Below are 13,110 nucleotides of genomic sequence, written 5' to 3'. Positions count from 1 at the left end.
CTTTATTTAACTTGAGCAATTGCTTCTTCCTCAGTCAATAATGGTACACCCAGTTTCTGAGCCTTGGAGTATTTGGAACCAGCATCCTGACCATAAATGACATAGTCTGTTTTACCAGAAACAGAACTAGTTACTTTTGCACCTAAAGATTGCAATTTCTTAGTAAATTCACTTCTAGTATAGTGAGCCAAAGTCCCTGTTAAAACAACAGTCTTATCTTTAAAGTAATTATCTGGAATAGACTCAGTTTCTTCTGGACCTGCACCAAGATAATCCATATTAAGGCCGCTATTTTTAAGTTCATTGACTAAATCTACGACTTCATCTTGAGCAAAATAAGTAGTCAAAGATTCCGCAATTGTCATGCCTATTGTATCTATTGCAGCCACATCTTGCACGTCCGCTGCCATAATCTTTGCCATATTTTTAAACTTTTGTGCAATCAAACGTGCAGCTTTAGCACCAACATGATCAATACCCAGTCCAGTTAACAATAATTCGACTGAATTTCTTTTCGAATTATTTATTGCATTTAATAAATTGCTGATGGATTTATCTTTGAAATGATCTAGTTTTGCTAAATCAGATGCATTTAAATGATATAAATCAGCCACATTATGTACCAAATCGTTCTTAATTAGCTGTCGCACAATTTTGGGTCCTAAACCATCAATATTCATTGCAGGTCTTGAAGCAAAGTGAGTAATTCCTTCTTCAATTTGAGCGGGACAAGACGGATTAACGCAACGCAAAGCCACTTCATCTTTTAGATGAATCAGTTTTTCACCACACGATGGGCACTTTGTCGGAATTGGATACGGCTGGGCATCCTTAGGCCGTTTAGCTAGCACCACTTCTGAAATTTCAGGAATAATGTCACCCGCTTTATGTAGCATAACGGTATCACCAATACGCACATCTTTTTGTTGCAACAAATCGGCGTTATGCAAAACTGCATGTGAAACTGTGGTACCAGCAAGTTGCACAGGATCCATGATAGCAGTCGGCGTTACGACACCAGTACGACCAACGGTCCATTTGATTTCATGAACCACAGTTTCTTGCTCTTCTGGTGGGAACTTATAAGCTATTTCCCAGCGAGGCACTTTAACCGTGTTTCCCAGTTCTTGTTGTAAATCCAGATCGTCAACTTTTAAGACAATACCATCAATGCCATAATCAAGTGAATTTCTTTTTGCAGTAAATTCATCAATAAAAGCAAAAATGTCAGACATTTTAGCAATTCTGCGCCCAGTTTGGTTGGTATGAAAACCAAGCTGAGTCATTTTTTCAATAGCCTGGTGTTGACTGGTAATTTCTGCTGGTGGATTAACCCAAGTATAAATAAACGTACTTAAATGACGGTGCTTGGTAATACTGGCATCCAGTTGCCTCAAAGACCCAGCTGCAGCGTTACGCGGATTGGCAAAAGTTGTTTCTCCCTTTTCATCACGTTCTGCATTAAGCTTTGCAAAAGGCTCTTTGCCCATATAACATTCGCCCCGTACTTCCGTTGTCAATTTTTCAGGTAAAGTTTGGGGAATATCTGCAATATAGCGAGCATTAGGTGTAACGTCTTCACCTACTTGACCGTTACCTCTAGTGGAAGCTCTAGTTAATTTACCGTTAGTATATTCAAGTGCAATTGATAAACCGTCAATTTTTAATTCGACGTTATAAGCAACCTCATGACCAATCTGTTTTTGTACTCTGTCATCAAATTCTTGTAATTCTTCTTTTGAAAAGACATCACCCATTGATAACATCGGAATTTCGTGATTAACCTTAGCAAACTGATTGTCAATCTGGCCCCCAACCTTTTGGGTAATTGAATCTTGCGACACCAGCTGCGGAAATTCCTGTTCAAGTTCAACTAAACGATTATAGTTTTTATCATACACATTATCTTCAACTTCAGGTGTGTCTTTTGTATAATATGCATTTGCCCATTCATCTAGCTTATCTCTTAGCGCAGAAACTTCTTTTCTGGCCTCATCAAGAGTTAAATCTGCCATTTTCTTCCTCCTGATTAAAAAATAGTATTTTTTACTTCTAATTTAATTATACCTTTTTAATTGGTGCAAATGCTGCTAGAAGCCGCTTAATTCCTTTGCCACTGAATGCAATATCTAGCTCCATGTCTTCGCCTTTACCATTAACCTTAGTTACAACGCCTCTTCCCCAAGACTTATGTTCTACTTGATCACCAACATTCCATCCCTTTTTCTCAGCTCCAACTGCACCAGCGGGTTTGATTTTAGGAGTGTAAACCTGTGCATGGGCTCGTTCATCGCTATTAGCAAAGGGAGCAGTTTGTGTCTGGTAATTGTCATTTGAGAAAGTAATTGGAACTGAATTTTCAATATCCAGATCATCTTGATCAATTTCTTCCAAAAATCTGGATGGCGGATTATTCTGCATTCGACCATACATCATACGCGAATATGCATTAGTTAAGAATAGTTCGCGCTTAGCTCTGGTAATTCCAACATATGCCAATCTACGTTCTTCTTCTAACTGGTCGTCTTCCATTAATGAACGTGATAAAGGAAAAAGTCCATCTTCCATCCCCACTAAAAAGACTACAGGAAATTCCAGTCCTTTGGCAGCGTGTAAAGTCATTAATGCCACCTGATCATCATTATTAGCTAAATCATCTTGGTCACTTAAAAGAGAAACTTCCGCTAAAAAGTCACTAAGAGCATTTTTGGTCTCATCACTGTCATCATTTTCTTCATATTCATCATCAAAACGTTTCGTAACAGACAAAAATTCATCCAAGTTTTCTAGTCTGGTTTCAGCTTCAATTGTGTGTTCTGCCTTAAGAGCAGCTGTATAGCCAAAATCCTGCAGTATTTTTTCTGTTAGCCCGGTAACGCTATGATCTCTGGCAAAATTAATCGCATCGCGTAGTTTAGCGCCAAAATCACTCAGTTTGGCCGCTGCCCGAGCAGTAACGCCCGACATATTAAGGTGATCAAAAGCTCCTAGAATCGACAAATTATTTTCACGGGCAAAATCTAGAAAACGTCTGACACTAACTGGTCCCATACCACGTTTAGGGGTGTTAATAATGCGGTTAAAACTCATTGAATCGCTCGGATTAGCAACCAATTTCAGATAAGCCATAACATCCATGATTTCTTTTCTGTCATAGAACTTATGACCACCGACTATTTGGTAAGGCACGTTTGACTTTACGAATGATTCTTCGACCGTTCGAGACTGGGCATTAGTACGATATAATACCGCAAAATCATGGTAAGAGCGTCTTTTTTCTTTTACCTCTTCTTGAATTTTAGAAATAATAAAGTGAGCTTCATCATCGCCACTTTGGGCACGATAATAAGTTACTTTTGCTCCTTCACCTTGGTCAGTCCATAATTTTTTAGCCTTACGGTTGCTATTATTCGTAATTACTGCATTAGCAGCTGCCAAAATATGACCAGTTGAACGGTAATTTTGCTCCAGTTTAACGGTTTGAACACCTGCATCATGATAATCTTTTTCAAAATTCATGATATTTTCCATATTAGCACCGCGCCAGCCATAGATAGACTGATCCGCGTCTCCCACAACGCAAATATTTTTATATTGTGCAGCTAATGCATGACACAGTTCATATTGTGCCTGGTTGGTATCCTGGTATTCATCAACTAGCAAATAGCGAAACTTATTTTGATAATAATGCAAAACAGTAGGATCAGTTTTAAACAGAACTAAGGTCTGCATGATCAAATCATCAAAATCCATAATTTGATCATTCTTTAAGCGTTTTTGATATTCCTGATAAACTTGGGCAGTTACTTTTTCAAAAGGTGAAGAAGCGCTGGCAGAATATGCATCTGGAGTAAGTAAATCGTTTTTGCCATTAGAAATAGCAGATAAAATCCTGCGTGGTTCGTACATTTTAGGATTAATATTTTGTTCTTTTTGAATATGCTTAATCAAAGTAAGCTGTTCCGCCGAATCAGCAATTGAAAAATTACTGGTATAACCAATTTTTTCTGCATCTCGCCTTAATATTCGCACACAAAGAGCGTGAAAAGTAGACATCCAGATACTGTCAGCCTGTTGTCCCAATAATTTATGCTCACGCTCTCTCATTTCAGTGGCAGCCTTATTGGTAAAAGTGATAGCCAAAATATTCCACGGGGCAATTCCTTTTTCAGCAACAAGGTAAGCAATTCTTCTGGTTAAAACGGAAGTTTTCCCTGAACCTGCTCCTGCAACAACTAATAATGGTCCTTCAGTAATCTGCACTGCCTTTTTTTGCTGTGGATTTAAACCCGCTAAAATTGATTCTGCGCTCATTTTGAATTCTTTCACCCCAAAAATTTTTTAACTATTCTATTGTACCAAAAATCATGACCATATTTTGAGTTGATTGCATTCTATTTATCAAAACGTGCAAGATCGTATTCTTCGATTAACTTAATTAATTTGTCGGCATAATTGGGGTCTGTTGCGTAACCGTCTTTAACTAAAGCATGAGCCTGAGTTTGATAATTCTTAGCAGCCAGAACGTGACGATATTGTTTTGCATCCCAAGTTGTCCCCTTCTGGAATAGCCTAGCATGAGCCCTTATAGAAGCTTCATAAGAATCATAGATTTGAAAACGAGCTTTAACAACTACCCATTTGCCTTTTTCAAACTCTTTGGTTTTTAGTACTGCCGAAGTATTAGGATTATTTCCCTTGACGCCAAATAGGTTATTGTATTTTTGTGAAAGGTCGCTTTTGCCATAATCACTTTCAAGGCAGGCCTGAGCAATCGTGATGCTTGGCAAGAGATCGAAGGATTTATCTACTTCTTTAGCTATGGGACCTATTTCTCTTATAAAAGCTTTATGTTGCCTGATGATCTTCTGCCTTGCCTGTTCTCGAGCAAGCTGCTCCTGTCTAATCTGCTCTGATTGAATTGCCTGTCTGCGATAATAACGAAAAGTTGCAAAAGCAATAATCAATAAAAATAGAATTATAAATGTTCGAATGATGATCGCTGTATTAGATAATTTTTTGCTTTTTCGTTTTCTCGCCATTTGTTTTCCCTTGCTTTAAAAATCTCTTCTTAAGTATAACCTCTCTTGAGTATAAATTATGCAATGTAATTAATTTTTAAAATAAAAGTAGTAAGCTAACATAACAATTTTGCTCATTTATAATTAAGTATACAAAAAAATGGAGCCAAAGCTCCATTAAAAAATGCGGGCAAGAAGACTCGAACTTCCACGATCTAAAAGCGATCACAAGATCCTTAGTCTTGCGCGTCTGCCATTCCGCCATGCCCGCAGCACATTCAATACTATAACCCAAAATTAAATTTAACACAAGACTTTTCTTACTCATTTTGTCTAAAAAGGTTTAATCGACCATTTGCTCATTTACATACTTGGCATACAAACTGTGATTTTGCATTAATTCGTGGTGAGTACCATGACCTGTAATTTTACCGTTCTCTACAAAATAAATTTGATCAGCATTAACTATCGTAGCCAAGCGGTGTGCGATAACCAATGTGGTTCTATTGACCATTAGTTTATCAAGAGCTTGTTGCACCTTCCCCTCAGATTCTGAGTCCAGACTTGCCGTTGCTTCATCCAACATTAAGATTTTAGGATTACGCAAAAAGGCTCTGGCAATAGCTAAACGTTGTTTCTGACCACCAGATAGTTTAATTCCACGTTCACCAATTTCAGTTTCCATTTTATCAGGAAATTCACGCACAAATTGATCGGCGTACGCCAATGCAAGTCCATGCCAAAGATCATCGTCTGTCATATCTCTGGTCAAACCGTAAACCAAATTTTGCCGGATCGTTCCGGAAAAAATAGCACTGTTCTGAGAAACATAGCCTATTTGGGAGCGCCAGTTTGCCAGGTCAATATCCTGAATATTTTCATCCCCAATAGTGAATTTGCCACTTTCAGGCTGATAAAAGCGTTCTAATAAGGCAAAAATGGTAGATTTGCCACCACCACTAGGTCCCACAAAGGCAATTACAGAGTTGGGTTTTGAAACAAATGAAATAGATTGTAAAACGGGTTCGTTTTTAACATAACTAAAACTAACGTTTTGTGCCGTCAACGTTTTATTACTCAAATCAAAAGTATGATGACTTAAATTCTTTTCAGGTTCAATTTGTAAAATTGCTTGTATGCGTTCAGTTGAACCCAAGGCTTTTTGTATCTGTGAAAAGAAAGTTGCAAAATTAGCAACTGGTGCAATCACGTTAAACAGATATAGTAAGAATGCTACAAGAGAACCACTGGTCAAAGAACCCTGACCTACGCGAATAATACCAAATGCCAGAATGCCTGCAAAAGCCGCCATCATTAAAGTCATGATAATCGGCTGCAAAATAGCTTCAACACGAGCATCTAGTACGCCAATAGTAAAAATCTTCTTGATTCTGTGGTTACCCGATTCTTGTTCATACTTTTCGCCATTACTGGATTTAATTAAACGTACTTCAGACAATTTTTCACTGACATCACCGTTAAATTTAGCTGTTTCTGACTGCAATTTACGACCAAGTCTCACCATAATGCGACCAATTGGCAATAAAATTACTACCACAATAGGAATTACAGTAAACATTAAGGTAGCCATTTGCCAATCCATCACAAATAAAATGATTAATGAGAAAAAGAGTTGTATTGCGCCAGTAATAAAGTTAGGAAATTGAGAAGCCAGCAAATCTTTAATAATTCCCGTATCATTAACCAAGCGAGAACTGCTTTCACCTACTTTGGTAACATCAAAATACGTAACAGGTAACTTTAAAAGATGTCCCCATAAGCGTTCACGAAGGCTCTTAACTACGCTTTCACCAAAATAGCGCAGAACAAATCCCCCAACTGTTCCTAAAATTAATTGTAGGACAAAAACAACGATAATAATAATTAAGCTCGAGTAATTAAAATTATCCCACTTGCTCGTATCCACTAATTCTCTTGTCAATAGTGGCAATACTAAATTTGCTACACTTGTGATCAGACTGAGAAACAGCCCTATTGCAAATAACGATTTTTTAACATTCAAACTTTTTAACAAGTTTAAAAAATCACTGAATTTAACACTTTGTGTTTTATCTTTAAGTGACTTGAATGCCATAAAAGATACCGGCTTTCCTTAGTTAGACTAAATAAAAAAGTTTTTCAATAATTGAAAAACTCTTTATCTTATCTTGCTAATTATAATTCTTCATTTTCATTATGCCAGAATTTACGCCAAAAGTCCCGATCATATTTGTGCATTTTATCATAATTGTAACAATTTTTGGTAAAGTCACGTGGTTCAAAGTCATGATTGCAGTGATGCTTCCTATACATGTGGCGGCACATGTCTCGCATATCAGACCTAGAGAAGTCATGGTCTTCAGCATATTTACGCCATTTTTTAATCCTTTCCATGCGGTAGGCAGGATCAACAAAGTCAGTGGCTTTTTCCTTAAAATCCTCATCCCAGCCAGCAGCAATTTTTTGCAGATATTGACCAAATTGCTCCTGCTCTTCCGCAGTCAAACCGGCAAAGAAAGGCTCGGTATCTTGCTTGTCTTTTAATTCAGCCAGCTTGGCAGCCTTTTCTTTCCCAGCTGCTGTTAAATAAACACGTTTAACTCGTTTGTCCTGCTCATCAACTTCACGTGAGATATCACCTTTTAGTTCCATTTTTTTCATTAATTCAGCTAAAGAACCAGGTTTCAAAGCCAAAATTTCAGCTAAATAATTTTGGGTTAAACCGTCTTCAAGTTTTAAAACTGCCAATACCCGTTTTTGTCCAGATATCGGTTCTTTGTTTTGAAACATATAATAACGACTAGCCCGCAAAATAAAATGCAGTTGTTTCATTAATTGATCACTTGCTTGACTCATAACTAAGCTCCTTTTATGTAATAAAAAGTTAGGTACCTAATATAATTTACAATTAAATTATAGTTTGGCACCTAACAATTTGTCAAACAAAATATGTTAATTAGCTTTTATTTAACTTCTTTATAACTGACTAATTTTAACCTACCGCCGCATTTACCACAGCCATAGCGACGTAAATTAATGCGTCGAACCCGCACAAACTGTTGGCCACATATAGTGCAAACATACAAATATTTTGCTTTTCTTTTGCGTTTGAGACCTATGTCTGGGGCATATCGCGAACCACCTACTTTATCAAGCAAAATATTGAAATCTTGATCCTTGTGGCGATATCCTTTATGAGTTAAGTGCAAATGATAATGTGTTAATTCATGTTTAATAATGCCAATCAATTCTTGACGATACTGTGGAGCTAAAAAATGCGCATTAACTTCAATATGATGATCGTCTAAGTGATACCGACCACCAGTAGTTGTCATCCGCTTATTAATTTTTACTTGGTGTTTAAACTGCCTGCCAAAAAATTGGCAAGAAATACTTTCCACCAATTTTTGCAACTCTTCTTCCGTCATGTTACCTGAAAAATCTGGCATAAAGTGCAGCCTCTTTTTTTGTTTTAATTCTGACTTTAAGAGCTGTAACTAATTTTCTTTTTAATGGCTTAGCACCTTCCATCCACGTACCGGTAAATACATGGATTGTCTTTGATTTTGCTGACGGATTACAAAGAACGCCATCAGGATAAACATGTATGCCTTCCTGCAATTGCTGTTCTTTGTTATTGGGCTGAGCATTATACTTATTTTTTAAAATGTCAGACACCGATACAGTATTGACTCCCGCCAATTGGTCCTGCTTATCAAATGTAAAATCACGGTCATCATAATAAGAAAGCATGTCCTTAATTAATGGATGGCCTTTTTCGGCGCCAAATACTGCTGTAAAGGGATTTTCCTTATTTTCAAAACCGACAAAAGCTCTATTACCTAATAAATCATGCAAATTGTCCAAGACTAAAACGTCAGTATCCATATAAATGCCGCCCATTTCATAAACTGCTTTAGCCCGAATATAATCGGAAACAAATGCCCATTTTTTAGCTTTATAAGCCTGCTCGACATATTTATTTTCGTGGATATTGAAATTGTCCTCGTTCCATTCAATTATTTGGTAGTCTTGCAAATGCTTTGTCCAAGTTTTCATGCAATGCTGAATATTTTTAGGCTTAGGGTTGCCCCCCACCCATACATAGTGAATTATTTTGGGAATCATAATTTAACCTCTGGTAAAAAATTTCTTCAATAGCAAAATTATGTCTTGATTAAAGTCTAGTTTCAACAAGAACATTAAAGCGATATACAAAACAAACATAATGATTGATTTGACTAGCATGTTAAGAAATGCTGATGAAAACATTTGTGGCAAAAGCATCCCCGCTGTCAAAACAATAATTGCAATTATAAAATATTTAGGAATTTCGCGAAAAGAATATTTAAAATCATAACCATCCCGAACAATCCATAGTCGTAAAAGCAAAACTATAAACTCGGTAATTAAAATTGCAATCATTGCTCCCGTTGCACCATAAAACTGATCCAAGAAATAGCTTAATACTACTTCTAAAATGGCTCCCACTATAACGGGAATGGCATAATCTCGGTCTCGGTGGTTTGCAAGTGCAAATTGGTTAGCAAAAACTCCACCTGTTGGAATCATTATGATGGTCAAAGTGAAGAAGAACATCAAAGGCGTCATTGGGATAAATTTATGCCCAAAAAAGAAAGGCACAAATTCTTTAGTATTAGCCATAATAATAACTGCAAATAGTGTTCCCAGCATCACTGTCGCTTCCAAAGATTTTTTTAAAATAACCCGTTGTTCTTTTTTTCCTTCACCCGCCATTTTAGGCATAATTACTAAGGAAATACTAGTTACAATTCCCAAAACCATATTGGAAATTCTTTGTGAATTGTCATAAAAAGCAACCTGAGTGGAATTCTGAAAAAGTCCTAAAATAGGCTTGTCAAGCGAAGTGTAAATCTGTGTTGCAATTTGCGGAATCAAGAGAGTGATGATTGCTTTAACAGTCGCACGGTATTGATAAAAGTGTTTGACAGGCCCACCTACATAACGGTGTATATCAAACCAAAAGACAAATGATCCCAACATAGTAGAAACCGACATAATCAACATATACTTCCAAAGATCACCGGGACTTTTAACCCATAATAAAATCAAGATAACAGATACTAGTTTAACGGCAGTATTTTTTAAAACCACTCGGCCAAAATCAGCCAGTCCCTGAAAGAACCAGGAAATATCTACTTGTGCTGAAATAAGATAAGGCACCATTAATAACAAATATTGACCGTACTTAATATGGAAAAAACTGGTTACAGCAATTACTAACGCAATTGTCACAAAACCAGCAATAGCCTGAAAGTACCACAACCCCCAAAAAGCTTTGGTTAAATCCTGTTCACTACCGAAAGATCTAATCTGCGAAATTGTTCTCATACCAATATATGACACAGACAGTGTACAGAATATCATTAAGAACTGAACAATATTATTCACATTACTATAAATACCATATGTTTTAGGACCCAAAATTCTGGAAAGGTAAGGCACGGTTATTAACGGTACTAATACCAAAAATATTTGGTAAACCGCATTATATAGAATGTTTAAAAATGTTCTTTTCACAATTTACCCTCTATTTTTTAACAACTTAAATACATTTTCACAATTTGAATCAGCCTGCACCTCATTAGTTAAATTTAGCCAGTAGTGCCGCTTTTGACTGAATTGATCAGGCATTACAAGTGCCTTAATCAGCTCCTGCTGCGTTTTCACACATAGTCCAGGCACAATTTCTTCATAAGGACTCATTAAAAGTCCTCGCTTTTTTTCGTATTGCCTCAAATAATTGGTAATAAATATGATTGGTTTGTCAATGTTTAAATAATCAAAATAAATCGAAGAATAATCAGTAATTAAAAAGTCTGTATTACCTAAAATTTCATATAAATCAATATTAAGTTGATACAAATAGTCGTTATTGAGAAAGGCAATATTTGAAAAGCTGCTCCGCAGGTGTTTAAACAGGTTCATTTCATAGGGATGCAACTTTACTATTAAAAACTGATGGTTCTTTTTTAAAGAATTATTCAGCTTCACAGCATCAAAATCAGGCAATGCAAAGAAATTACCCTGTTCAACTTGCGTCATAATTTGTCGATCATCCATTTCATAACGAAAAGTTGGCATGTATATTCCAATTTGAGCATCATTATCCTCAGCTTTGAATAAGTCAGTTAATAATTTCTTTTTACTAATAGCAGGATTTTTCAAGGCATCAAGACGAGGAAACCCAGTTTTTCGATATTTGTTAGTTTCAATCGCGCAACAAGCACTCATTAGACTTTCGTATAAATCACTGCTTGAGCAAACAACGTCAGCATTTTTTTGCCATAAATTAGCATTACGCTGATCAGTTTTGAGACTAGTATTATTAGCCATAAATCCCATGCGCTTGAGTGGAATACCATGCCAGAATTGAATATTGATTTGACTAGCATGAACTTTAAATGGTTGGTGTGTCGTTAACACAAACTTTGCTGCACCAATTTGTCGCCAGGTTTTTAAAGATAAATGTGAAGACGGCCATGGTTCAACGGTAATAACTTCATATTCAGGATGATTTTTCTTCAAATATTTGCCAAATAAATAACCATTTGAACCCGATCTACCAGCGCCATTAAGTATAACCACTTTATTATCTTGCACTGGTGTGAAACGAGCAATTAATTTCATTGCCACCAAATATAAACGAAACAAAAAACTCTTCATTATTCAACTTCCCAATTTCTTACCTAGTATAAGGGTACAGAAAAAGCCTGAGAGAACTCAAGCTTTTTTACTTTATTTTTTAGTTTTTTAATGATTATGGTTTGTAAATAACTTTTTTAGTTGTTGTTTTTCAATAATTTGCATTTGCTCATATAAAGAATCCACAATTAAAATAGAATTTTCTATGGACTTTAAAAAAGAAGCAAAAATACAGTATTAAAGAAAGTTTTAGTAATATATCAATATTTTTTACCTTTGGCGGACTGTATAAAAGTTGACATATTGGGGCTTAATACACAAGCATTGTTTTTTAATATATTGCCAGAGGCTCTTTATGATCTGGCTTCGGATAAGCTTGTTCCAAAATATTTAAGTCTTCAGTTGTTAACTCAATATCTAAAGCCTTAAGGTTAGATAATAAGTGCTTTGAACTGCTACTTTTTGGTATCGCTAAAACATCTGGCTGTTGCATTACCCAAGCAAGTAAAATTTGATAAGGACTTGCCTTGTGTTTTTCGGCCACCTGTATGACTGCCTCATTTTTGGTCATTGTACTGCCCATTTTTGGCCCTCGACCTAGTGGACTATAGGCAATCAACGGAATATTATGTTTCCTTTGCCAAGGCAACAGACTATATTCAATTCCTCTGGTTTCTAAGTTATATAAGTCCTCATTAGCAACGCAGTTTTGACCATCCGGCAATTGCCAGAGTTCTTGCATATCATCGATATCGAAGTTTGATACGCCCCAAGACCGAATTAGTCCTTCATCTTGCAAAGACTGCAATTCCGAAACGGTCTCCGCCAAAGGCACCATTCCGCGCCAATGATATAGATACAAATCTAAATAATCAGTTTTTAGTCTTTTAAGACTAGCTTCCAAGCTTAGTCGCATTTTGGGTGCAGAAGCATTTTGAGGCAATACTTTAGATATTAAAAAAATTTGTGATCTTTGATAAGGCTTTATCGCCTCACCAACTAGTTCTTCCGAATGACCATTGCCATACATCTCGGCCGTGTCAATCACTGTTAAGCCAGCATCAAGTCCTGAACGAATAGCTGTTATTTCTTCTTCTCTGACTTCTGGATCATCCCCCATTTCCCAAGTACCAATACCTAAAGCTGGCAGAACTTGATTATTGATAGTAACATTTTTCATAAGCAACCTCCTTATGATTCTACCTAAACTATTGTGCATATATATATAATTATATAAGCTAAAATAAACAAAATTTTAATAGCATCCACTTATGGATTTTCCAATCTCGATATAATTAATTGTAACACATGTTCCACTAGTCTATATTTGTCTAAATTCACCTTTAAGTTAAGGTATCAAAATCTCATAGAGTAGTTATACAAAAATATCATGTTTTGCTTT

Annotated in this window: 10 protein-coding genes and 1 tRNA gene; all 11 read right to left on the bottom strand. The window is 36.2% G+C overall.

Going from position 1 to position 13,110, the window contains the following annotated elements; all coding sequences use genetic code 11:
* Positions 1-2: 2 nt before the first annotated feature.
* The 11 genes from ligA to H3T43_RS05995 all read right to left on the bottom strand — a co-directional run bounded on the left by ligA (position 3) and on the right by H3T43_RS05995 (position 12,888).
* Positions 3-2,015, bottom strand: coding sequence for an NAD-dependent DNA ligase LigA (gene ligA / locus H3T43_RS06045; protein ID WP_034977226.1), 2,013 nt, complete (start codon positions 2,013-2,015; stop codon positions 3-5).
* Between the two features lie 46 nt (positions 2,016-2,061).
* The gene (gene pcrA, locus H3T43_RS06040) at positions 2,062-4,314 is read right to left on the bottom strand and encodes a DNA helicase PcrA (RefSeq protein WP_198213272.1); all 2,253 of its coding nucleotides are present in this window, start codon (positions 4,312-4,314) and stop codon (positions 2,062-2,064) included.
* 80 nt (positions 4,315-4,394) lie between these two features.
* Positions 4,395-5,042: a glycoside hydrolase family 73 protein gene (locus H3T43_RS06035; RefSeq protein ID WP_198213270.1), complete on the bottom strand. Its 648-nt coding sequence runs from the start codon at positions 5,040-5,042 to the stop codon at positions 4,395-4,397.
* A 164-nt stretch (positions 5,043-5,206) separates the two neighbouring features.
* A tRNA-Leu gene (locus H3T43_RS06030) sits at positions 5,207-5,292 on the bottom strand.
* Positions 5,293-5,364: 72 nt separating this feature from the next.
* Positions 5,365-7,116 carry an ABC transporter ATP-binding protein gene (locus tag H3T43_RS06025; RefSeq protein WP_198213269.1) on the bottom strand — a complete coding sequence of 584 codons (1,752 nt, stop codon included), beginning with the start codon at positions 7,114-7,116 and terminating at the stop codon, positions 5,365-5,367.
* A gap of 80 nt (positions 7,117-7,196) precedes the next feature.
* Positions 7,197-7,877 (bottom strand): MarR family winged helix-turn-helix transcriptional regulator, encoded by a 681-nt coding sequence (locus H3T43_RS06020; protein WP_198213268.1) that lies wholly within the window; start codon positions 7,875-7,877, stop codon positions 7,197-7,199.
* A 107-nt stretch (positions 7,878-7,984) separates the two neighbouring features.
* Positions 7,985-8,449, bottom strand: a complete 465-nt coding sequence (locus H3T43_RS06015; protein WP_198213409.1) for a SprT family protein — start codon at positions 8,447-8,449, stop codon at positions 7,985-7,987.
* A 1-nt stretch (position 8,450) separates the two neighbouring features.
* Positions 8,451-9,149 (bottom strand): glycosyltransferase family 32 protein, encoded by a 699-nt coding sequence (locus H3T43_RS06010; RefSeq protein WP_198213267.1) that lies wholly within the window; start codon positions 9,147-9,149, stop codon positions 8,451-8,453.
* Between the two features lie 3 nt (positions 9,150-9,152).
* Positions 9,153-10,583, bottom strand: coding sequence for an oligosaccharide flippase family protein (locus H3T43_RS06005; RefSeq protein ID WP_034977212.1), 1,431 nt, complete (start codon positions 10,581-10,583; stop codon positions 9,153-9,155).
* A 3-nt stretch (positions 10,584-10,586) separates the two neighbouring features.
* Positions 10,587-11,729 (bottom strand): CDP-glycerol glycerophosphotransferase family protein, encoded by a 1,143-nt coding sequence (locus H3T43_RS06000; RefSeq protein WP_198213266.1) that lies wholly within the window; start codon positions 11,727-11,729, stop codon positions 10,587-10,589.
* Between the two features lie 310 nt (positions 11,730-12,039).
* A complete protein-coding gene (locus H3T43_RS05995) occupies positions 12,040-12,888 on the bottom strand; it encodes an aldo/keto reductase (protein ID WP_198213265.1) in 849 nt (282 codons plus the stop codon).
* Positions 12,889-13,110 lie beyond the last annotated feature (222 nt).

Source organism: Lactobacillus sp. M0396 (assembly GCF_016101625.1).
GTDB classification, from domain to species: Bacteria; Bacillota; Bacilli; order Lactobacillales; family Lactobacillaceae; genus Lactobacillus; species Lactobacillus huangpiensis.
Note: the sequence above shows the minus strand (reverse complement) of the source record. Positions and strands in the feature narration are given on the sequence as shown.

Bases quoted from the DNA above. Each gene is read 5' to 3' on its own strand.
- ligA (WP_034977226.1), bottom strand. From the start codon at position 2,015: ATGGCAGATTTAACTCTTGATGAGGCCAGAAAAGAAGTTTCTGCGCTA.
- pcrA (WP_198213272.1), bottom strand. From the start codon at position 4,314: ATGAGCGCAGAATCAATTTTAGCGGGTTTAAATCCACAGCAAAAAAAG.
- H3T43_RS06035 (WP_198213270.1), bottom strand. From the start codon at position 5,042: ATGGCGAGAAAACGAAAAAGCAAAAAATTATCTAATACAGCGATCATC.
- H3T43_RS06025 (WP_198213269.1), bottom strand. From the start codon at position 7,116: ATGGCATTCAAGTCACTTAAAGATAAAACACAAAGTGTTAAATTCAGT.
- H3T43_RS06020 (WP_198213268.1), bottom strand. From the start codon at position 7,877: ATGAGTCAAGCAAGTGATCAATTAATGAAACAACTGCATTTTATTTTG.
- H3T43_RS06015 (WP_198213409.1), bottom strand. From the start codon at position 8,449: ATGACGGAAGAAGAGTTGCAAAAATTGGTGGAAAGTATTTCTTGCCAA.
- H3T43_RS06010 (WP_198213267.1), bottom strand. From the start codon at position 9,149: ATGATTCCCAAAATAATTCACTATGTATGGGTGGGGGGCAACCCTAAG.
- H3T43_RS06000 (WP_198213266.1), bottom strand. From the start codon at position 11,729: ATGAAGAGTTTTTTGTTTCGTTTATATTTGGTGGCAATGAAATTAATT.
- H3T43_RS05995 (WP_198213265.1), bottom strand. From the start codon at position 12,888: ATGAAAAATGTTACTATCAATAATCAAGTTCTGCCAGCTTTAGGTATT.